Source organism: Mucilaginibacter ximonensis (assembly GCF_042686265.1).
Lineage (GTDB): Bacteria > Bacteroidota > Bacteroidia > Sphingobacteriales > Sphingobacteriaceae > Mucilaginibacter > Mucilaginibacter ximonensis.
Window position 1 is genome coordinate 1,070,200 of the sequence record NZ_JBHUPD010000002.1, and the last position, 23,057, is coordinate 1,093,256.

At 47.3% G+C, this 23,057-nt stretch carries 18 protein-coding genes; 13 read left to right on the forward strand and 5 right to left on the reverse strand.

The features are described 5' to 3' along the window. Window positions 1-76 precede the first annotated feature (76 nt). Both katG and ACFS5N_RS12380 read right to left on the reverse strand, forming a co-directional pair. Window positions 77-2,350 (reverse strand): catalase/peroxidase HPI, encoded by a 2,274-nt coding sequence (gene katG / locus ACFS5N_RS12375; RefSeq protein WP_377185831.1) that lies wholly within the window; start codon window positions 2,348-2,350, stop codon window positions 77-79. A gap of 227 nt (window positions 2,351-2,577) precedes the next feature. After that, the gene (locus tag ACFS5N_RS12380; protein ID WP_377185833.1) at window positions 2,578-4,236 is read right to left on the reverse strand and encodes a T9SS type B sorting domain-containing protein; all 1,659 of its coding nucleotides are present in this window, start codon (window positions 4,234-4,236) and stop codon (window positions 2,578-2,580) included. Window positions 4,237-4,363: 127 nt separating this feature from the next. Between ACFS5N_RS12380 and ACFS5N_RS12385 the strand changes: the two genes are divergently transcribed. From ACFS5N_RS12385 to ACFS5N_RS12420, 8 genes are all read left to right on the forward strand, one after another. Then, window positions 4,364-5,149: a M15 family metallopeptidase gene (locus tag ACFS5N_RS12385; protein ID WP_377185835.1), complete on the forward strand. Its 786-nt coding sequence runs from the start codon at window positions 4,364-4,366 to the stop codon at window positions 5,147-5,149. A gap of 17 nt (window positions 5,150-5,166) precedes the next feature. After that, window positions 5,167-5,898 (forward strand): class I SAM-dependent methyltransferase, encoded by a 732-nt coding sequence (locus ACFS5N_RS12390; RefSeq protein ID WP_377185837.1) that lies wholly within the window; start codon window positions 5,167-5,169, stop codon window positions 5,896-5,898. Between the two features lie 22 nt (window positions 5,899-5,920). Further along, window positions 5,921-6,682, forward strand: a complete 762-nt coding sequence (locus ACFS5N_RS12395) for a DUF4846 domain-containing protein (RefSeq protein ID WP_377185839.1) — start codon at window positions 5,921-5,923, stop codon at window positions 6,680-6,682. A 233-nt stretch (window positions 6,683-6,915) separates the two neighbouring features. Next, window positions 6,916-7,944 carry a metallophosphoesterase family protein gene (locus ACFS5N_RS12400; RefSeq protein WP_377185841.1) on the forward strand — a complete coding sequence of 343 codons (1,029 nt, stop codon included), beginning with the start codon at window positions 6,916-6,918 and terminating at the stop codon, window positions 7,942-7,944. Continuing rightward, on the forward strand, window positions 7,944-8,471 hold the full coding sequence (locus ACFS5N_RS12405) for a YceI family protein (RefSeq protein WP_377185843.1): 528 nt from the start codon (window positions 7,944-7,946) through the stop codon (window positions 8,469-8,471). The genes ACFS5N_RS12400 and ACFS5N_RS12405 overlap by 1 nt, the downstream gene beginning before the upstream one ends. After that, entirely contained in the window at window positions 8,471-8,884 is a 414-nt protein-coding gene (locus ACFS5N_RS12410; protein ID WP_377185845.1) for a c-type cytochrome, read from the forward strand. The genes ACFS5N_RS12405 and ACFS5N_RS12410 overlap by 1 nt, the downstream gene beginning before the upstream one ends. Window positions 8,885-8,909: 25 nt before the next feature. Beyond that, window positions 8,910-9,926, forward strand: coding sequence for a sensor histidine kinase (locus tag ACFS5N_RS12415; RefSeq protein WP_377185847.1), 1,017 nt, complete (start codon window positions 8,910-8,912; stop codon window positions 9,924-9,926). After that, window positions 9,923-10,651, forward strand: coding sequence for a LytR/AlgR family response regulator transcription factor (locus ACFS5N_RS12420; protein ID WP_377185849.1), 729 nt, complete (start codon window positions 9,923-9,925; stop codon window positions 10,649-10,651). Before ACFS5N_RS12415 ends, ACFS5N_RS12420 begins: the two co-directional genes overlap by 4 nt. 125 nt (window positions 10,652-10,776) lie before the next feature. On the opposite strand, the gene ACFS5N_RS12425 is transcribed toward ACFS5N_RS12420, so the two are convergent. From ACFS5N_RS12425 to ACFS5N_RS12435, 3 genes are read right to left on the reverse strand one after another with little or no spacing between them, the layout of a single operon-like run. Continuing rightward, entirely contained in the window at window positions 10,777-11,847 is a 1,071-nt protein-coding gene (locus tag ACFS5N_RS12425) for a dipeptidase (protein WP_377185851.1), read from the reverse strand. Between the two features lie 3 nt (window positions 11,848-11,850). Next, window positions 11,851-12,978 (reverse strand): D-TA family PLP-dependent enzyme, encoded by a 1,128-nt coding sequence (locus ACFS5N_RS12430; protein ID WP_377185853.1) that lies wholly within the window; start codon window positions 12,976-12,978, stop codon window positions 11,851-11,853. Beyond that, window positions 12,962-13,429, reverse strand: coding sequence for a RidA family protein (locus ACFS5N_RS12435; protein WP_377185855.1), 468 nt, complete (start codon window positions 13,427-13,429; stop codon window positions 12,962-12,964). Before ACFS5N_RS12435 ends, ACFS5N_RS12430 begins: the two co-directional genes overlap by 17 nt. Before the next feature lie 222 nt (window positions 13,430-13,651). Between ACFS5N_RS12435 and ACFS5N_RS12440 the strand changes: the two genes are divergently transcribed. The 5 genes from ACFS5N_RS12440 (at window position 13,652) to ACFS5N_RS12460 (ending at window position 23,023) form a co-directional block, all read left to right on the forward strand. After that, on the forward strand, window positions 13,652-16,894 hold the full coding sequence (locus tag ACFS5N_RS12440) for a glycosyl hydrolase (protein WP_377185857.1): 3,243 nt from the start codon (window positions 13,652-13,654) through the stop codon (window positions 16,892-16,894). 196 nt (window positions 16,895-17,090) lie between these two features. After that, window positions 17,091-19,418, forward strand: a complete 2,328-nt coding sequence (locus ACFS5N_RS12445; protein ID WP_377185859.1) for a GH92 family glycosyl hydrolase — start codon at window positions 17,091-17,093, stop codon at window positions 19,416-19,418. An 11-nt stretch (window positions 19,419-19,429) separates the two neighbouring features. Then, window positions 19,430-19,612, forward strand: a complete 183-nt coding sequence (locus ACFS5N_RS12450) for a hypothetical protein (protein WP_377185860.1) — start codon at window positions 19,430-19,432, stop codon at window positions 19,610-19,612. A gap of 75 nt (window positions 19,613-19,687) precedes the next feature. Continuing rightward, a complete protein-coding gene (locus ACFS5N_RS12455) occupies window positions 19,688-21,376 on the forward strand; it encodes a carboxylesterase/lipase family protein (protein ID WP_377185862.1) in 1,689 nt (562 codons plus the stop codon). Further along, window positions 21,377-23,023: a DUF5060 domain-containing protein gene (locus tag ACFS5N_RS12460; RefSeq protein WP_377185864.1), complete on the forward strand. Its 1,647-nt coding sequence runs from the start codon at window positions 21,377-21,379 to the stop codon at window positions 23,021-23,023. It abuts the gene before it with no gap. Window positions 23,024-23,057: the final 34 nt, after the last annotated feature.

The window sequence follows — 23,057 nt, forward strand, 5'->3', positions numbered from 1 at the left end:
GTTACAAATCAGCCTAAATAAAAAAACCGGACCGGTTATTATTAAACCGGCCCGGTTTTTTTACCATCTGCAATGTTTATTTCAAGTCAAACCGGTCAAGGTTCATTACCTTGGCCCAGGCGGCGGCAAAGTCATTTACAAACTTTTGCAACCCATCGGCACTTCCATAAACTTCGGCAATTGCGCGCAGCTCGGCATTTGAGCCAAATACGAGGTCGGCGCGGGTGGCAGTCCATTTTTGCTGCCCTGTTGCACGATCTGTTCCTTCGTAAATCTCGCGGGTTTGATCTGCCGCTTTCCAGGCAGTGTTCATATCCAGTAGGTTAACAAAAAAATCATTGGTTAACTGGCCCGGACGGGTAGTGAATATGCCATGTTTTGACCCATCAAAGTTGGTGTCCAGGGCCCTTAAGCCACCTACTAAAACAGTTAACTCAGGTGCCGTTAAAGTAAGCAGGTTTGCTTTGTCAACCAACAGTTCTTCGGTTGCCACCGGAGCTTTGGATTTACGGTAGTTGCGGAAGCCATCTGCAGCCGGTTCCAGGTAACCAAACGATTCGACATCGGTCTGTTCCTGCGACGCATCCATACGGCCCGGCGCAAAAGGAACGGTCACCGGCTGTCCGGCATCTTTGGCTGCTTTTTCAACCCCGGCGTTACCTGCGAGTACAATAAGATCACTTAAGGACACCTTCTTTTCACCTGCTTGTGCACTATTAAACTCCTTTTGAATGCCTTCTAATACATTCAAAACTTTTTGCAGCTGCGCCGGATTATTTACCTGCCAATAACGCTGCGGAGCCAGGCGGATACGCGCGCCGTTGGCGCCACCTCGTTTGTCTGATCCGCGGAAAGTGGAAGCGGATGCCCAGGCCGTTGAGACGAGTTCGGATACACTCAGACCAGAAGCTAGTATTTTTGCTTTCAGGCTTTCAGTATCAGCCTCGCTTACCAACTGGTGGTCAGGTTCGGGGATTGGATCTTGCCAAAGCAATTCTTCGGCCGGAACATCCGGGCCCAGGTATCGGGCGCGTGGCCCCATATCGCGATGTGTAAGTTTAAACCAGGCGCGGGCAAAGGCATTGGCAAACGCATCCGGGTTGTTCAGGAAGTTACGGGATACTTTCTCATATGCCGGGTCAAACCGCAAAGCAAGGTCGGTGGTCAACATTCGGGGCTTATGTTTTTTGGCTCCGTCAAAAGCATCCGGAATAATTTCTGCACTATCCTTAGCTACCCATTGATGGGCGCCGCCAGGGCTTTTAGTTAACTCCCACTCAAAACCAAACAGGTTCTCGAAAAAGTTATTACTCCATTTGGTCGGCGTAGTGGTCCAGATCACCTCCAGGCCGCTGGTTATGGTATCGGCCCCTTTGCCTGTGCCATATGTATTATGCCAGCCAAAACCTTGTGCTTCTAAATCAACGGCCTCAGGTTCTTTGCCGACGTGGTCTGCAGTTGACGCGCCGTGAGTTTTGCCAAAGCTGTGGCCACCCGCTATCAATGCAACGGTCTCTTCGTCGTTCATAGCCATGCGGCCAAAAGTATCACGTATGTCTCTGGCAGCCATAATCGGGTCGGGGTTACCATCAGGGCCTTCAGGGTTTACATAAATTAAACCCATCTGCACGGCGGCTAATGGTTTTTCCAGGTCCCTGGTGTGGATATCGCCATCGGCGTCGTCATCAGACACCAAAACACCGCGCCCCTCAACACCTGGCGAGCCATGTGCATAACGCAGATCGCCCCCAAGCCAGGTAGTTTCTGAACCCCAGTAAACTGATTCGTCAGCTTCCCAGGCATCTTCACGGCCGCCGGCAAAACCAAAGGTTTTAAAGCCCATTGATTCCAGCGCCACATTACCGGTCAGGATCATCAAATCGGCCCATGAAATTTTGCGCCCGTATTTTTGTTTGATGGGCCATAACAAGCGGCGGGCTTTATCTAAACTCACATTGTCGGGCCAGCTGTTTAGCGGCGCAAAACGCTGCAAACCCTGTCCGCCACCACCACGGCCGTCGGTTACCCTGTAAGTACCGGCGCTGTGCCAGGCCATGCGGATAAACAAGCCGCCGTAATGGCCAAAATCTGCCGGCCACCAGTCTTGCGAGTCGGTCATTAAGGCATGCAGATCTCGCTTTACCGCTTCCAAATCCAGGCTTTTAAACTCTTCGGCATAATTAAAGCTTTCGCCCATTGGGTTTGATGCCGGGGCATGCTGCCGAAGAATATTTAGCTTCAGATTATTTGGCCACCAATCGCGGTTACGTGTGCCGCCGCCGCCGGTATTATGCTTCATACTGCCGTTATGAAACGGACATTTACTGATGTCATTCGATTCTTTTTCCATAGTTCGTAAGTTTATAATTTGAATGGTGTAGCTGCTCATCGGCAGGGTTGCTTACGTAAAGTTATGGTATGTAAAAAACAAATCACAATCAATTAGTTCTATGTGTAATCGATAAAAACTATATGACACCTCAATAAGTATAGATTAGTTGAATAAATGGTGACTGGGGTAATTTTTTAAACCATAAATACAGGGTATTTTGGCTGCGAAAACCGGAAGCGGGCTTTTTATCTGATAATGGCTAACCAGCCGGTAGCAGGCCTGCTGCCATTTTTAAGATCGATGATGTAGTAATAGGTGCCTACAGGTAAATCTACTCCCTTAAGTCTCCCATCCCAGGGGGTAGGATAGTTTACAGAATAAAAAACCGATGATCCATACCGGCTAAATACCTGCACCACGCAATTTGGAAAACCCTCGATATTTTTAATAATCCAGGTATCGTTAATTCCGTCGCCATTGGGCGAAAACGAGTTGCTTAGCACAATATTGGCGGGCTGGGGCTTAACAGTCAGTGTACCGGGCACAAAAGTGATTGTATAATTAGCTGCAGTTGCTCCACTCACTGTTATGGGATACATACCGGGCGGAGAACCAGGCAAGGCCGTTGTGACCAAAGTTGGCGGTGTAGCTAGTGCTGATGCGGTTTCAGCATTGACAAACCCGGTGTAAGTAACCGTGAGCGCCGGGTTTGGGTCGCCGGTATACTTGCTTTTATTATCGGCAGTAATTGTTAAAGGCGCTTGTTTTACAAAATTATTATCATCTAAAATAATATTAGCATCAGCAGCGCCGGCACTGCTAATTACTACTGTGCCGCTGTGTATACCTGCCGGAGTAGTTTTGGCCAGCCTGATGTAGATATTGGTTGGTGGTACAGCATCCGCCGGGACTGTTGTGAGTGTTTTTCTGAAAGTAATACCGTCATCGCTAACCTCAAAGCCGGGAGGCGGCGTCACCGTTAGCCCAGCCTTCAAATTATCGCCAGAGACAATAAAAATGCCCGATGTTGATGGCGTGCCATACACCGTATTTAGCTGGGCAACCTTACCTGACACGTTGATGGTAGCCGGACCAACGGTAGGCACGGTGATCGTAAAATGTTCAGGTATGCCGGTACAGCCATTGGCATTAGAGGGTGTTACCACGATATTGGCTTTAAGATTGGTGTCACCATTGTTTACCGCTGTAAAATGAATATTGCCGGTTCCATATGACGCTAGGCCAATGTTCGTATTATCGTTTGTCCAGCTATATGAACTGGCGGCCCCTGTAAAAACAATATCTTTTACCGTGTTTACCGTAGCTGTTTGCGGCCCCGGATTATTAACGCTGCTTTGCGTATATATCGTTCCGGTGATATGCTGATTTTGATCAATTTCAGTTCCTGAAGTAATCCTGATATCAGCGGACAGGGTAGGGGCAATAGCTGATGCAGATGAGCGTACATAAACTACAAATGATACCTTCCCGCCCATTTGCGGTACAAAAATTCTATTAATATAACCGCTTGTTGATGATACCGTTGAAATTTCAATATTGGGCGATAATGTTTGAAGAACTACATCGGACGTTAAATTACTACCGGTAACGGTATATTGAAGTACATTTGGAGCTGCAGACGGAACACCCATGCAAGCGACAATTTTACCGCTTACTAAAACCATTTTTACAACCGGGGTTACTGGGCTATTACTCCCGGGGGCTTCCGCTGTCTTAACACCTCCGTTAACGCTTAGCCTCAGGGTTTTGCCGGGTTTCACATTCGCTAAATATGCCGAAGTATAGCGCTTATTAGCATGTTGCACAGGTAATTGCGCCTTTGTTGTGCCAAAACACAGCACAAAAAGCACAGCCACAACAACACGTTGTAAAAATGCGGACATAGGGGCAATCAATAGTAATTAGATTACTAATATAGTTATTCACGTAATTATGTGGCAGTTAAAAAACTTTTATTTTATGGGTAGGCACCAGCCTGATTTTGAAAGACTTTTATGAATATATTTAGCCATGCCATTTGCAAGGTTTGTTATGCCTTTATTGCTACTTATTTTTTTCTGTGCCGATAAGCTTTCGGCGCAAAAAAATGATATTGTCCCGCCTTCGGCAAAAAAGCTGGTAGCATGTTATCCTGATTTTATTGCAGGCTATGCCGATAACCACCTGATATTTAAAGATGGCTCTAAATTGTTATGGGATGACGGCATTTCCAACAAAACTTATCAGCAGTTATTGGACAGGCCCGATCTTAAGGACATGTTCAGGCAGGCGTATTCAAAGAATGCACAAACACAATCGCCAGAAAAAAACTTCGACCCGGGGCGTGTGCGTAATGAAGCTTTTTTCAGAAAAATATACGGAGCAACTAAACCCGATGTGGAAAAGAATCTGGTAACGGTAACCTGGTGCCCTAAAACCATCGGGCAGCAAGTTAAAGTTACCCGCTTAAACAGCGTGGCTCAACAACTCCAAAAAGTATCGGCCGAACTGGATGAGCACCCCGAACTCAAAAAGTACCTGACAGGCATTGGCGGCACCTTTAACTGGCGTAACATTGCCGGCACGCACCGGCTTAGCCTGCACAGCTTTGGGATAACGGTTGACATTAACACCAAGTACTCGGACTATTGGCAGTGGACCTGCAAATGCACTAACGAGGACATCAATACTAGCTACCAGAATAGAATTCCTCAAATTATAATAGCTATATTTGAGAAACACGGCTTTATTTGGGGCGGCAAATGGTATCATTATGACACCATGCACTTTGAATACCGGCCCGAATTATTGAACTAAAATCCTGAACTAATTACATGCAACAAACAGTGAAAGTTAATTATGGCATTGACGCTCCCGGAGTGATCAGAAATTTATTTGTGGCAGCATTTGCGGCATTGCTCATTGGCTTGCTCGGCCCGGCCGTTATTAAACTGGGTGCTGTACAGATTGAGTCGAACGGCTTTATCTGGATGGGCCTTTCTGTAGGTTTGGGCGGCTTGTGGATGCTGGTTTACTCGGTTTATGGCAAGTATATTCACCGCGACCGCATGCTGAATCTGGTTAGCTGGCGCGGCGATGAACATGCACTGGATATAGGCACCGGGCGCGGTTTGCTGCTGATAGGCATAGCTAAACGTTTAAGCACGGGTAAGGCAACAGGCATTGATGTCTGGAATGCTCAGGATCTTTCTGCCAACAACGCCGACAACACTTACCAAAATGCACACGCAGAAGGCGTGGCAGATAAGGTGGAAGTACTCAATGAAAATGCCATGCATATGAGTTTTAATGATGAGAGTTTTGATCTGGTATTCACTAATGAATGTATACACAATATTGCCAAAGCAGCAGACCGTGCGCGGGCTTGCGCCGAGATAATCAGAGTTTTAAAACCCCACGGTACGGCCATCATCTCTGACCATACGCATATGGCGGAGTACCAAAAGTTTTTTAAAGCCGCTGGCTGCGAGGTTGAAATGATTAACCCGTATTATTTAGCGGCCTATCCGCCGCTAAGGATACTGCGGATTAAGAAAAGCCGTTAAAAAGGTAAACCCAACCTTTGTCATGAAAAAATTAGCAGGTGCTATTACAGTCCTTATCTGCTGTAGTTTTATACACGCCGATAACGTGATGACGCGATTTAAAACACCGTCAGGCTATACCCAACAATTTGTCGCTACAGGTAGTTTTGGCGCCTGGCTGCAAAACCTGCCCTTAAAACCGGCTGGCAGCCACACGCTGCTTTTTAATGGCGATATAGCCCGAACCGATGCCTATACTGCAGCCGTGGTAGACATGAGCGTTGGCAAACATGACCTGCAGCAATGTGCCGACGCCGTAATGCGCCTGCGCGGCGAATACCTGTATCAGCAGAAAAAGTATAATGCCATAAGCTTTAATTTTGTAAGCGGCTTTAAGTGCGATTATTTACATTACGCCAACGGTTATCGTTACAAAAACGGGCAATGGGTAAAGCAAGCCGGTAAAGATTACAGCTATGCAGCTTTTATGAGCTACATGAAACTGGTGTTTAGCTACGCAGGCACCCTGTCGCTCGAAAAAGAGCTTGAACCGGTTAGAGACGTTAGCACCCTGCAAACCGGCGATGTGTTTATTCACGGCGGCTCACCCGGCCATTGTTTTATAGTGATGGACGTGGTTGAAGACGTGCATCATCAAAAGCAGTTCCTGCTGGCGCAAAGCTTTATGCCAGCGCAAAACATTCAGGTAGTTAAGGACAGTTCGCCCTGGTTTAGTCTTGTACGGGCCAATAATTTGCCTTATGGCGATTTGATTAGTGCAGCTTATTTGAGGAGGTTTAAATAAATTAATCTAAAATTTTGTCATGTTGAGCGTAGCGAAACATCTTATGCGCTTTGCTGATCGCCTTTATAAGATCCTTCGCTACGCTCAGGATGACAAAGCTAAAAGCGGATGTCACCCTGCAATAAAACACCTTAAAATCGGTGTTCGTCAAGAAATTCCCCCGTCTCATGTAAATAAATTTACCACTTGCCCGGTGTTGTGTTGCTTTGAACCATAATCTTAAAACAAACATTATGGGAAAACACTTTCACCACGATCACGACCACCACGGCCACGATCAACTGAACGAGCATGACGGCATCGATCGCCGCGGATTTTTAGAATGTATGGCCTGGGCCGGTACCGGCGTTTTATGGATGATGTCGGGCGGGGTCATGAAATCTTTCGGTATGAGCAATATGCTTGACCGCAGCACCGGCAAGCTCAAAGAGGGCCTGGTGATGCCTAAATCTGATTTTAGCTTTGTACAGATCAGCGATAGCCACATCGGCTTTAATAAACCGGCTAATGCTGATGTGTTAGGCACACTTAACGCTACCATTGCCAAAATTAACAATATGCCGCAGGCACCGTCATTTGTGCTGCACACGGGCGACCTCTCGCACCTGGCCCAGGCCGAAGAGTTTGATACTTTGGCCGAAGCGTTGAAAGCGGTTAAAACTGATAAAATATTTTACGTTCCCGGCGAACACGATATGACCGACAACGGCAAGCTTTACCTGGAACGCTACGGTAAGGGTACCCTTGGCGACGGCTGGTACAGTTATGATTATAACGGCGTACATTTTATTGCTTTAATAAACGTAACCAACCACGTGGACGGTGGACTGGGCTATATTGGCTCTGAACAGCTTAAATGGCTGGAGAACGATTTGAAACCATTGTCAAACAGCACGCCAATCGTTGTTTTTGCACATATACCGTTATGGGCCATTTACCCGCAATGGGGCTGGGGAACTGAAGACAGCGCACAGGCATTGGCTTTGCTGAAACGCTTTGGATCGGTATCGGTACTGAACGGTCATATTCACCAAACCATTCAGAAAGTTGAAGGAAATATTACCTTCCATACTGCAAACTCTACCGCTTTCCCGCAGCCTGCACCGGGTACTGCTCCCGGCCCAGGCCCATTGAAAGTACCTGCCGAAAAACTGCGCACCATGCTGGGCTTAACCCACATAAACTATATGGAGCACAACAGCACGCTGGCTATTACCGATATGCCTTTAATTGAAGCTACTACTATAACAGATCAGAAATAATGAAGCTGCGCAACTTATCTTTTATAACTCAACTTTTTCTGCCGATGTTGGTGCTTGCTCAATACAAACCGGTTGAGCAGGCATCAGCCCTGACCTTCAATATTAAGAACCTGGGTTTTAATGTTGAAGGCTCATTTAAAGGCTTTGATGGCGTTATTAATTTCGATCCGCAAAACCCAGCCACCTGTACCTTTAATGTGAGTATTGATGCGGCCAGCGTAAATACGGACAATAGCTTGCGCGACAGCCACGTGCGCGACGAGTTTTTTGAAGTAAAAACCTACCCCCGCATACGCCTTGCGTCAAACAAAATAGCGGGCGCAAACGGCAAATATGTTTTTACGGGGATGCTTACCATGAAGTCGACCACTAAACCTATCAGCTTCCCGTTTACTGCCAATTTGGTTAATGAGGCCTATGTTTTTAAGGGCAACTTCAAGATCAAGCGTAAAGACTTTGGCGTAGGCGGCACGAGTACCGTATCTGACGAGCTGGAGGTTCATCTTAACGTAACTGCAAAAAAATAATGAAACTAAATAAAAAATTGGTGGTGATTTTGGGGGTAGGGTTGAGTATCACCGTTGCTTCTGCTGCATCGTTGCGTACCCGGCCCGAGCCGCCCAAATACACCAACCTGAAGGTGCTGCCCAAAAATATCAGCTCAAAAGAACTGCAAAGTATCATGACCGATGACTTTGAGGATGCCCTTGGTGTTAGCTGTGGTTTTTGCCACGCAAACAATGCCAACGGCCACGGCCTCGACTTTGCCAGCGATGCCAAACCCGAAAAAGAGATTACCCGCGTAATGATGCGCATGGAGCTAGGCATCAACAAAAAGTACCTTAAAATAAAGCATCCCAGAATAGGCGACGCCATGATGGTGGTATCATGTACTACCTGCCATAAGGGCCAGCCTTTTCCGGATGGTGTACAGAAATAGTTATATATTTATCTGCCTTAAAATTTTGAATACTAAAAAGATAGCATATCACCTGGGGTTCTGGCTGCTGGCCTATGTGTTCTGGATCTTTATTTTCAGGAACGGCACGCTGGTATTTACCCATAGCCTTACCATACAGTTTTGCTATCTGGCGTTTATTTCGGCCAACTACTATTTCAACACAGCTTATAACATCCCCCAAAATCTTAACAAAAAAAGATATGTAAAATTTGGGCTGATGTTGCTTTTGGGCATCGCGATCACAGCCGTACTGCGCATACCGGTATCTAAATTGGTGACCGTTCATATTTTTAAACTGTCCAATGCGCCGTTTGATCCATTAACGGTTTTTGCCGACTCGTTTGTCAATATCTTTTTTTGGGTAGTGTTTATCGTCGCAGCCAAACTGGTTACCGACCGCATGCGCTCGCAGTTGTACATTGAACAAATAGAAAAGGAAAAAGCCACCAACGAGCTTAACTTTTTACGGGCGCAGTTTAATCCGCATTTTTTGTTTAATTCCATCAATTCCATTTACGGGCATATCGACAAATCAAACAAAGAGGCCCGCGATATGCTGCTGGTACTCTCAGAAATGCTGCGCTATCAGCTGTATGAGTGCAATGTAGAGCAGATCTCGCTCGACCGTGAGATCAATTACCTGCGCAACTACATCACTATGCAAAAGGGCCGTATTGACGAACGCGTTGAGGTGAATTTTTGTGCCGATGAAGTGGACGGTCAGGTAACCATTGCTCCGCTGCTTTTAATCACTTTTATTGAGAATGCCTTTAAGTATGTTGGCTTTAATGAGGATCGGCCCAACAAAGTCGACATTAAATTACGCTACGCGGATGACAGGCTGATATTTAAAGTATTTAACACTAAGGATGGCTATATTAACCATACCGAAGGATCGTCAGGCCTGGGTATTGCAAACACCAGGCGACGGTTAGAAATTTTATACCCCGACAGGCATCAATTAAACATCAGCAATGATGACAAAAACTACGAGGTTGAACTGATACTGGAAAAATTATGAAGCTAAACTGCATCATTATTGACGATGAGCCCATAGCCCGTAAACTTTTGCAGGAGTACATTGGGGAGACTGATTTTTTGGTGCTGGCCGGCATCGCCGAAAACCCGGTTAAGGCAACCACACTATTGAACGAAAACCAGATAGACCTGATATTTCTGGACATCAACATGCCCAAGATGACCGGTCTGCAGTTTCTGCGCTCCAGCAATACCTTACCCATGGTGATCATGACCACAGCTTACGGGCAGTACGCGCTTGATGGTTTTGAGCTATCGGTAGTTGATTACCTGGTAAAACCATTTTCGCTGGCGCGATTTTTAAAGGCGGCGCAAAAAGCGCTCGAGTTAAAAACCCTGCGCAGCAAACCAACATCGGCAGAAAAAGAAGAAGCAGCCGCTGCCGGCCACTTTTTTGTAAAATGCGACGGCAAGCTAGAGCGTGTAGCCTATAACGACCTGCTATATGTGGAAGCCTTAGCCAACTACATAACACTATATACCACCCAAAAAAAACTGGTGGCCTACCTCACCATGAAAAGCATTGAAGAGCAGCTACCTGCCCACAGTTTCATGAAAGTGCACAAAAGCTATATTGTAAACACGGACAAGATTAAAAGCATTGAAGGCAGTATGCTTGATTTGGGGGAGGTTAAAATAACCGTGGGGCAAAGTTTTTATGAAGGAGTGATGGATAGGCTGTTGAAGGGAAAGTTGTTTAAGCGGTAAACTGCATCACAAAGTAATTAGTCATGCCGAACTTGTTTCGGCATCCCATCATATAATCGCTCGTTTACCCAGCAGGTGGGATGCTGAAACACGTTCAGCATGACCTAGGGGGGATAGAAATAGGCCTACGCCCAGGCATTCCTCAAAAAACGCAAAAAATTGCCATGCATTATATTCTCCACATCATGCGCAGTATACCCCCGTTTAGCTAAAAGCGCCGGCACGTTTTGCAGATCGGCAATCGTTTCCAGATCATAGGGGCATTGCTCACGGCCAAAGGCGCCATCTAAGTCAGAGCCTATGCCTACGTGTAATGTATTTCCGGCTATTTGGCAAATATGGTCGATATGATCAACCATTACCTCTAAATTACAGTTCATGCCCTCGGGCGTAGACACCCCGCGTACCCAATTAGGCACCATCATCCAGGCGTCCAATGCAGCGCCGATCACTGCTCCGCGATCTACCAGTGCCTTGATCATTTCATCGCTGTATTGTCGATTATGATTTACTAGTGCACGGCAATTGTTATGACTGGCCCAAACGTTGCCATTAAAGTGATCGAGGGCTTCCCAAAAACTGTCGTCGCATAAATGGGTAGCATCGAGAATAATGTTGAGACGCTCCATTTCTTTAAGCAGCTCATGTCCCTTAGGGCCCATAAAACCTGTTGCATCGGTGCCCTGCGCATATCTGCCCGGTCCGTAGTGTGCAGGGCCAACAGCACGCAGGCCATACTGGTAAGCGCGCTCCAGATGAGCAACCGTTACCAATGAATCGGCACCTTCTAAACTCAATATATAGCCGATAGGCTTTTTAGTATTATCTCCGCCATCGCCCCAAAGCTTTAAATGATTTTCGAGTGTTTCGAGGTCGTGAATTTGCGCCATTTCACCAGCCTCTTCCATGGCTTTATACCACGCAACTTGACCCTGCGTTTGCGCCCAGGCCTGCTCGGGCGAGTGCCAGCCCGGCAACGGATTACCGGGTGCTACGTAGCGGCCTATCTGGGTAGCCACCACCAAACCTATATTGCCCCGACGCAGCTCAGGCAGTGACACCACGGCTTTCGCGCGGTCGGGCTTATCGTTCAAGCCAACCTCGCGGGCATTAATAGCAGCAACGGGTTGGGTTAGGTCGCGGTTCCATTCCAGCGCGTTCATACTTAGGTCGAGGTGGGCATCGATGATAAACATAGCTTAAATATTGATCTTGCGGTCGCGCGCAATGGTGCGCCACTCACCGCTAATTTTTGAATTTTGAATAGTAATCGCCCGCTCATACAGCGCTACCGTAGGGCAAATATGGCGCGGCACACCGTACAGTACATCGCCTGCTTTATATTGGTGATTGGCACCAGCTTCAAGCACCAAATGCTCTTCGCTATGGCTTACGGGTTTTAATTGAGGTGCATTCAGAAAGGTCACGCGCTTATCCGGCACATTTTCTGAGGCGATGGATTTGTGCCCCAGATCGACACATATCTTGGTATCGTCAGGCAATGAAACAATCCTAGCTACCACCAAAGCCGCTGGCAAAAATTGCTGTTCAGGCATTTCATTGGCGTAACCACTGTCCCAATAAACAAAAGTACCGGGACTGCATTCTACGCCCTCGCGCTGAGCATGTATCGGGAAAGTCGGCGAGCCGCCCGCTACCACAATGGGTTCAATGCCCGACTGACGCAATTCAGCAATTAATTCCTCAACCGGTCTGAAAGTCTCATCGCATTTTTGCTTTCTAACATTTATATCCTCGTCATGAATATGACCGTCATACACATGCAAGCCTACAACTTTTACGGCCTGTAACAACTCGCATCGCTCATACAACACAAAAGCCTTCTGCGGAGCAATGCCTGAGCGGTTCATGCCGACATTTAGATCAATATAAACATTAAGCTGTACTTGTGCTGCTAACGCGATCTGGTCTATAACGCTGGCAGTTTCGTAGCTGTCAATCAAACAGCTAAAAGCCGTGTCCGGGTATTGCATAATAAGTTCGGCCAGCCGTTTTATTTTAGGGCCGACGGGCTGATAGGCCAGTAAAACATCAGGCGCTTTACACAGGGCCAGCATTTCGGCCTCGGCAATGGTAGCACACTTAAATTTGCGGATACCAGCCTCCAGGCAAAGTTGCGTGACCTCTTTATTTTTATGCGTTTTGACGTGCGGCCGTAATCTATCTATGCCATCAATAGCACCAACCAGCGTTGCGATGTTTTGCTTAACCCTGTCGGGATAAACCACCAGTGCGGGAGTATCCAGCTCGTCGATATCGGATATATGGTACCAGTCGGCCATGTTTGTATTAATCTTCCAGTTCAAACAGGGCCTCGATCTCTACCGGGATGTTATCAGGCAATGAGCCAAAACCTACTGCACTACGCACCCCGATACCATTCTCGGTACCCCAAACCTGCGCAAACAGTTCGCTGCATCCGTTAATGATGTACGGGTGACGTTCAAAATCAGGCGTACAGTTTACCATGCCCAGCACTTTTATTACCCGTTTTACTTTATTCAGCGAGCCCAGGTTGGTTTTAATGGTCGACAGGATGGTCAAACCTACCTGGCGTGCAGCCAGCTTACCGGCTTCCATATCGATATCGGCGCCAATGCGGCCGATAATGAGGCTTTTGTCGTCCTGCACGGGGCCGTGCCCCGATACATATAAGTACTTTCCATCTATAAGGTATGGTTTATAAACCCCCAGCGGCGATGGCGCCGGCGGCAGATTCAAACCGGTTTGAGCGAAGTTTTCGTCAGGTGTATTCATGTTATTGCGTTTGAGGCTAAGGTAGGTTTTATTTTCCTTTTGTCATCCTGAGCATAGCGAAGGATCTGCCGGGCGGTTAGAATAGTTTGCAGATTCTTCGCTATGCTCAGAATGACAAATATGATTTACCAAGACAGTTCATGACAGCTTAATCTCCAACAAATAGTATGTTTGTTAAAACCAATGCTGCTACACCCCGGCACACATAAACCCATCTGATCCATGAGCTTAAAACGCTTTTTTACCAGCCTGCTTTTATCGGGCACTATTATAGCTAACGCACAGGTTGTACCCGTGCCCGACTCGCGGTTGCCTAATTTTAAATCGGTTGAAAGTGCTTTCATCACCGTGCCTGACAATATCCAGACCAGCGTTTACTGGTACTGGATATCAGATAATATCTCGAAAGAGGGTGTAATTAAAGATTTGGAGGCCATGAAACGTGTGGGTATAACCCGGGCCTTTATTGGCAACATTGGTATTGATGATATGCCACGCGGCAAGGTAAAAATATTTACGCCCGAGTGGTGGGATATTCTGCACACGGCTTTAAAAACCGCTACAAGGCTTCATATCGATATCGGCTTGTTCAATAGCCCCGGTTGGAGCCAGTCGGGCGGGCCCTGGGTTAAGCCCGGGCAGGCTATGCGCTATTTAACCTCCTCGCAAACTGTTGTTACCGGTCCGCAGAAATTTAATCAGAAACTGGCTAAGCCAATTGATATATTTCAGGATGTGCGGGTGATAGCCTATCCGCTGCCGGCACATTATGGTGCCTCTATTGGCGACGTGCAAACTATTTACCTGAATGCCGACCCTCGACCGGACGATTTAAACAACCTGATGGATGGCAAGGAGTCGACGGTATTTACCATCCCGCGCCGCGGACCGTTTACTGTAAACATCGGCTCGCCGAAAGAATTTACTGCCCGCAGCCTAACCATTATTCCGGCGCATGAGGGTTTTAGTTTTACTGCTGATATCCAGGTAAAAACCAATGGTGCGTACACCACTGTTAAACACTTCTCAATTGACAGGGGTAACACCGCGCTTAATGTAGGCTTTGCGCCGTTTGGGCCAGTAGCAGTGTCTATCCCCGCTACTACCGATAACGATTTCAGAATTGTGTTTACCCATGTTTCCGACAATTGCAAAATTGCCGAGATTAAACTATCGGGCACGCCTGTAGTTGAAAATTATATTGAAAAAACTGAAGCGAAAATGTGGCCTACGCCTCACCCGTTCTGGGAAGCTTACCAGTGGGCGTCACAGCCAGTTGTGGATGATAATGCGCTGGTGATTGACCCGGCGAAAGTCATCGACATTAGCAAATACATGGCTGCCGACGGTACCTTGAAATGGGATGTACCGGCGGGCTACTGGATGATAGAGCGCAGCGGCATGACACCTACCGGGGTTAAAAACTCGCCGGCTACGCCCGAAGGTACTGGTTTGGAGACGGACAAAATGAGTATAAAGCACATTAACTCGCATTTTGATGCTTATTTGGGCGAGATCATCCGCCGTATACCAGCCGAAGACCGCAAGAGCCTGAAAGTTACCGTAGAGGATAGCTACGAAACCGGCGGCCAAAACTGGACGGACGAACTGATTAACGAGTTCAAACAGGTTTATCATTACGACCCGGTGCCTTTCATCCCCGTGATGCAGGGCAAGGTTGTAGGCAGCGAGGATCAATCCGACCGTTTTCTGTGGGATTTGCGCCGCCTGATAGCTGATGATGTTTCTTATAAATACGTGGGCGGCTTACGCGATATCAGTCATAAACATGGCCTTACCACCTGGTTGGAGAATTATGGGCACTGGGGCTACCCGGGTGAGTTTTTGCAATATGGCGGGCAAAGCGACGAGATAGGCGGCGAGTTTTGGAGCGAGGGCGATCTGGGCGACATCGAGAATAAAGCAGCTTCATCATCGGCACATATTTATGGCAAGACTAAGGTTTCAGCCGAATCGTTCACGGCAGCCGGCGATGCCTTCTGGCGATACCCGGCGATGTTTAAAAAGCGCGGTGACAGGTTCTTTACTGAAGGCATTAACAATACGCTGCTGCACGTCTACATACAGCAAGCCGGCGACAAAGGGCCAGGGCTGGATACCTGGTTCGGCGTAGAGTTTAACCGTTTGAACACCTGGTTCTATGATATGGACGTTTTCCTGAAATACAGCAAGCGTTGCAATATGATGTTGCAGCAAGGTATTTATTCGGCTGATGTTGCTTATTTTATTGGTGAGGATGCCCCAAAAATGACCGGTGTGGTTGACCCGGCCCTGCCCCAAGGCTATTCGTTTGATTACATCAACGGCGAGGTGCTCAAAAATCGCGTTAGCGTAAAAAACGGTAAACTTTACCTGCCGAATGGTATAAACTACAGCATACTGGTACTGCCAAAACTGGAGACCATGCGTCCTGAATTATTGGCTAAGCTTAAAGAGCTGGCATCGCAAGGCGCTGTTATTTTAGGGCCGAAGCCAAAACGTTCGCCGAGCTTACAGGGGTATCCGCAGGCTGATAACCGGGTACAGGCTATGGCTTATGAGCTTTGGGGGGATATTAATGGCAATGATGTAAAAGTGCATCATTATGGTAAGGGCATGGTACTGTCGGGCATGGATATGCAGCAGGCTCTGGATCTGGTAAAAGTTATTCCGGACTGTAAGATTTCGCAAAGCGATTCTATTCTGTTTATTCATCGGCAGTTAAAAGATGGCTCCATTTATTTTATATCTAACCAAAAAACATGTGCGGTTAATATTTCGCCGAAGTTCCGTATCAGCGGTTTGCAACCTGAACTATGGAACGCCGTAAATGGCGATCGCCGTACCTTGCCGTCATACTATCAGGCTAAGGGCACTACCACAGTGCCGATGAAGCTGGCGCCTTATGAGAGTGCATTCATCGTTTTCCGTAAACCGGGAATGAAGAAAGACACCAGTCGCGCAAACTATCCGCACGCTACGCAAAACATCGCCATTAATAAACCCTGGACGGTAAATTTTGACAGCAAAATGCGCGGCCCGGCTAAACCGGTTGTGTTTAATAAGCTTACTGACTGGTCAAAAAGCGATAATGACAGTATTAAATATTATTCGGGCACTGCTTATTACCACAATAGTTTTAATATTACTACTTTAGCAAAAGGAACCAATTATATACTCGACCTGGGGTTGGCCCGGGCCATTGCTAAAATAAAAATTAACGGTATTGATGTAGGCGGTGTATGGACGCCCCCTTACCAGCTGGATATTACGCGTGCCTTAAAACCGGGCGCTAATAAAATTGAGGTAAAGGTGGTAAACACCTGGGTTAACCGTTTAATTGGCGATAGTAAGTTACCCGAGGCCGAACGTAAAGCTGCTGCTGTAGTGATGCCAAATATGGGCAAAGGCTTGGAATCGTCGGGGTTATTGGGTCCTGTAAAAGTTTCTGTTGTAAAATACTAGGGTGCTAGTGAGCACATTAGAAAGAGGTGTCATACTGAGCCTGTCGAAGTATGAGCGCAAAGGCCATGAAACACGTGATGGCCACCGCACGCCCTTCGACAAGCTCAGGGTGACATCCGTTTTTACATTAAAGTTTCTGTTATAAAATACTGATTGCTTTAGAGAAGCGACATTTTATAAACTTAAATTACCGGGAATGACCCTAAAATCAACTTTATGGGCTGCAGCATTTTGCGCGGCTCTGCTGCCTGCGCACGCGCAACAAAAAAAACAACCTATCGATTATGCCGACCCGCTGCTGGGTACCTCAGAATCGCGCTGGATGCTGAACCCCGGCGCTACTATGCCCTTCGGTATGGTGCAATTAGCGCCCGACAATCAGGAGGGCGTATGGAAATCGGGCTATGAATATTCGATTAACAATATTGGCGGCTTTAGCCATATTCACGACTGGACGATGGCCGGCCTGTCTGTTATGCCTACCGTTGGTGTGCTGAACATCAAACGTGGTTCGGCCGATAACCCGACCACCGGCTGGGAAACCGGCTATCGCTCGCGTATTTATAAAGAAACCGAAAAAGCCAGTCCGGGATATTATGCCGTGAAATTGATGAATGGCGATATCACAACCGAATTGACAACTACTACCCGTGCTGGCTTTTTTAAATTTAGTTTCCCTGATAAAGCGCAGGATGCCCATGTGTTATTCAATCTTGACGTCCCTTTTGAAAATACTGCCGAAATACTTGACGCCAAATTTACCAAAGTAAGTGACAGGGAGATTGAGGGTTATTCGCACCAAAAATGGGCCTGGCAGGAGTACACGGTACATTTTGTCGCCCGTTTTGACAGGCCGGTAGAGGGTTTTGGCGGATGGATAGGCAACAAAATAACCAAAGATGCCGCTGAATTAAAAGGCAAGGGCAAAATGGGTTATTATGTTGATTTTAATACCAAACCCAATGAAGTTATTCAACTGCAAACCGCCATATCGCTGGTAAGCATCGAAGATGCCCGCCTGAACCTCAAAACAGAAATGGATCCATTTAAATGGAGCTTTGCGGCGGTGCACAACAATGCGCGTGCGGTTTGGAGCAACTTGCTGGGTAAGATCAAAGTAGAGGGTGGTACCGAAGAGAACAAGAAGAAATTTTACAGCAACATGTATCGATCGTACGTGGCACGTACAATCTGGAGCGATGTGAATGGCAAGTGGATTGACCCGAATGAAATTGAAAGGCAGTCTGATTTGAATACCCCAATTTTAGGATCGGATGCTTTCTGGAATACCTTTTGGAACCTGAACCAGCTGTGGACGCTGGTTACCCCAAAAGTAGCCAGTGAGTGGACACGCTCATTTTTACAAATTTACAAATATGGCGGTTGGCTGCCCAAAGGCCCGGCGGGCATTGAGTACTCTGGCATTATGGAGGCATCGCATGAAATTGCTTTGATCACCAGCACTTACCAGAAAGGCATCCGCGATTTTGATGCAAACCTTGCTTTTGAGGCCATTATGCATCAGCAAACCACACCCGGCGTAGTTACGCCTGAGGGTGGTTTTGCGGGTAATAAATATTATAAATCATACCTCGAACTAGGTTATGTGCCTAACGAGGAAGGGCAGGTATCGAATACACTGGAATACGCTTACGACGATTGGTGCGCCGGGCAGTTTGCATTGGCATTGGGCAAAACCAGGGAGGCCAAAATGTTTATGGAGCGCGCCGATGCCTTTAAAAAAGTGTGGGACCCATCGGTAAAATACATCCGCATGAAAAGCCGCGACGGTAGTTGGGTGAAAGACTGGAGCCCGTATTGCTGCACCGCCTTCGGCGGGCCAGGTTACCTGGAAGGCAACGCCTGGCAGTATAGTTTCTTTAAACCGCACGATGTACAAGGCATTATTAACCTGATGGGTAAGGACGAGTTTAATAACCGCCTTGATGCCGGTTTTGTAAAATCATCACAATTTGATTTTAATGCCGATGGCGATATGTATGACCGTGTGCCGGTAAACCACGGCAACCAGCCTAATATGCAGGCGGCCTGGCTGTTCAACTACTCGGGCAAGCCCTGGTTAACTCAAAAGTGGACTCGCGCCATCATGACGCAATACTACGGTTCAACCCCATACCACGGCTGGCTCGGCGACGAGGACGAGGGACAGATGGGCGCCTGGTATGTAATGGCCGCTATGGGCTTGTTTGAAACTGACGGAGGCTCGTCTGTCAAGCCTTTTTATGAGATAGGCAGTCCGCTGTTCCCGAAAGCGTCGATTACTTTGGATAATCACTATTATAAGGGTAAGACGTTTACTATAGAGGCTAAAAACACATCGGCGGTAAATAAATATGTGCAGTCGGCCATGTTTAATGGCAAGCCACTGACCAAACCTTGGATCTATCATCAGGATGTTGTTGATGGCGGCCATTTGGTGCTGGTAATGGGGCCAAAGCCCAATATGAACTGGGGCAGTAAGCCGGGGGATGCACCGCCATCGATGTCGAAAGCGGTGAATTAATGTAATTTGTCATGCTGAGACACGAAGGATCTGCCGAGCGGCGATTGTATAGCTCGGCAGATCCTTCGCTATACCAGATGAAAAATAAAAAGGGTGTCACCCTGAGCTCGTCGAAGGGTGAGCGCTGGCCTGCACCGCGTTCAATGGCCTTTGCGCTCATGCTTCGACGGGCTCAGCATGACAATACTCTTTGAGCAATTGATTTGCCCAACAAATTGCTTTACCTTGCATGTTATTGCTTAATCGCCCATCTACCTAAAAACAAATCTATGACAAAAAACGGCCGCAGGCAATTTCTACAAAAAGCCGGATTGTTAACCACAGTGGCCGGATTAAGCTACGTGGCCCCGGCAGCTGCTACTACCACATCGGCACAAAAAACAGAAAAAGCTGAAGAAGGCGGTAAAGTGTTTGCCTCGGCCAATAACGCAGTTGCTGATACCCGCTACGGCAAAGTACGCGGTTACACCCGAAATCAAATTTTAACTTTTAAGGGCATACCCTACGGCGCACCAACCGGTGGCGACAACCGTTTTATGCCCCCCGAAAGGCCGAAGAAATGGAAGGATATACGCAACTGTTTAGTATATGGCCCCATATGCCCTCAAAAACCTGACAGTGGTTGGCTGGCACAGGAATACGGCTTTTTATTCCAATGGATAGACGGCTTCCAGGACGAAGATTGCCTGCGGCTGAATGTTTGGACACCCGCGTTGGACGGGAAGAAACGTCCGGTAATGTTCTGGATACACGGTGGTGCATTTTCAAGTGGCTCAAGCCAGGAGCAGCCTTGTTATGATGGCGAAAACCTGGCTAAATTGGGTAATGTAGTAGTGGTTTCTGTTAATCACCGCCTGAATGCGTATGGCTTTCTCGACCTGTCAGACTATGGTAGTAAATATGCGTCATCAGGCAATGTTGGGATGCTGGATATTGTGTTTGCCCTGCAATGGGTAAGCAAAAACATCGGCAATTTTGGTGGGGATAAAGATAACGTCACCATATTTGGCCAAAGCGGCGGCGGCAGTAAGGTAATTACGTTAATGGCCATGCCTGCGGCAAAAGGTTTATTTCACCGGGCTATTTCGCAGAGTAATTCCATTGTACAAATGTCAACTCCGGCTTATGCCAGGCAAATTACCCAATTGGTTTTGGCCGATCTGCAGATCACCAAAGATAACATTGCCGATCTGCACAAGGTAAACAACGAGCGATTACAAGCGGCGTTAGATACTGCAAACCAAAAGCTAAGCAGCAAAGTTCCGGCAGATGTTGGCCGCGCGGGTTTGCAGCCCGTGGTTGATGGCAAGATTTTGCCCGTGCATCCCTTCGACCCTACGGCTCCGGCCATCAGTGCGGGTATTCCGTTTATGGTTGGCACATGCCGCAATGAAGCGTCATACAGCATCAATAACCCATCGCTTGAAAACCTGGACGATACAGGCTTAGCCATTAAACTGGCCGAGCGTTTTGGAAATAAAGCAGGCAGAATGGTACAAACGCTCCGTACTTCGCACCCCAACGACAAGGCGGTTGAATTGTATAGCTATGTAAGCGCGCAAAACTCTATGGCTTATTTGCAGGCCAGTCGCAAAGCGGCGCAAAACGCGGCTCCTACGTTTTTGTATATGTTTGCCTGGCATACGCCGCAGCTGGATGGCCGCCCCAGGTCGTTTCATTGCAGCGAACTACCTTTTGCTTTTGCCAATACCGATAAAGCCGAGAACTATACCGGCGCGATCGACGAGGCGCGTGCCCTGGCAGATAAAGTTGCGAATGCCTGGATCAACTTTGCCCGCCACGGCGACCCGAACCACGGCGGCCTGCCGCAATGGCCTGCCTTTAGCGATGACAATGGCGCCATGATGGTATTTAATAATACCTGCGAGGTGCAGCATGACCCGGATGGCGAGTCGCGCAAGATGCTGACGAGGATATTTTATAACAAGGAAGTATAAATGAGCAAGAAATTTTACCTGATATGCAGCGTGATGCTGGCGGCAACGTCGCTTTGGGCACAAAGCATCCAGAGCTTTAAACAGCTTACCGCGAATCCAAAATTGTATAGCAAGACGGAATTTGATATTCGCCTTACGGCAGATTGGCAGAACCCGTATTTGCAGGAGGATATAGCTTTAGACATGGTAATGATCGCACCATCGGGTAAAAGAATCATACTGCCTTGCTATTATGAGGAGGGCGAAAGTGGTAAGCCATCACTGTGGAAGGCGCGCTTTGCACCCCAGGAAAAAGGTAAATATGAATATGCTTTTGAGTTGAGTAAATCAGGCAGCGTCGTCGCCCGTTCAAAAACTGCAACGTTTGTTGCTGCGGTTTCTGATAGGAATGGTTTCCTTCACCCCAAAAATAACTGGGAGCTTCAGTTTGATAACGGCAAGCCTTTTCGTGGGATAGGCGAGAATATTGGCTGGGAATCTCGCAAAAGCGACGACTCCAGGTTTTTCAGCGAGTTGCACCAAAAGCCTAAGTATGATTATGAGTATATGCTACCCGCCCTGGCAAAGCATGGCGGCAATTTTTTTCGTACCTGGGTTTGCCAGTTTAATTTACCGGTCGACTGGCACCGCAATTTTAACAGCACCCGCTACGAGGAATCAGAAGCTTATTATAACCCAAGCGCCATTCGTAAAACTGACCGTATGTTTAACCTGTGCGACTCGCTGGGTTTGTATGTGATGCTCACCTTAGGTCCGGGTAATTACAACCCGCGCGATGGTGGTTTCTCGCCGTCAGCTGCCGATTTTTTTGTGAACCCAAAATCAAAGGCCCGCTATAAAAACCGACTGCGCTATTTTGTGGCACGATGGGGTTATAGTGCCAGCCTGGGCGCCTGGGAATTTTTTAACGAAGTTGATAATGTGCAGTTTGGCAATAAAAACAGACCTATTCAGGCAGATTCGATCGTGGCCTGGCATGATGAAATGAGCAGGTACTTGAAAGACATCGACCCATACAATCATTTGATCACCACCAGTATATCGCACCGCGACTTGAAAGGTATGGACGGGTTGCCTCATATGGATTTCAACCAAAAACATATTTACAAAAACACTGCTTCAATACCGGCTAATATTATACGCTACGAGCGCGATTTCAAAAAACCATATGTAATTGGCGAGTACAGTTATGAATGGGACTGGTCGAAAAACTTTGATGATTTCGCCGCCGAAATGGACAGCGATTACAAACGTGGTTTGTGGTACGGACTGTTTTCGCCCACGCCCATTTTGCCCATGAGCTGGTGGTGGGAGTATTTTGACAATCGCAAAACGGACGAGTATTTGAAAAGGGTGCGCGCTATATCAGATAAAATGCTGGCTGACGGCAAGGGATCATTTGAAGCGGTTGACGTAAAAACATCGGATGCAGACGTAATCACTTATGGCGTGAATTGCAATGGGAAAATATTTGTGTATGCCTACAACCCTACATCCACAGCAAAAACTATTAACCTGAGCTTTAAAGGTGCCACCGGCCCGGTAACGCAATTTGATTGCGAAAGCGGAACATCGCGTTTAGCAAACAGTACAAAAGTAAATTTACAGCCAAAAAGCGACGCCATTTTGATTACGGTAAGTCTTTAAAAACACATGGCGATAAAAAGGAAAATTGGCTTGC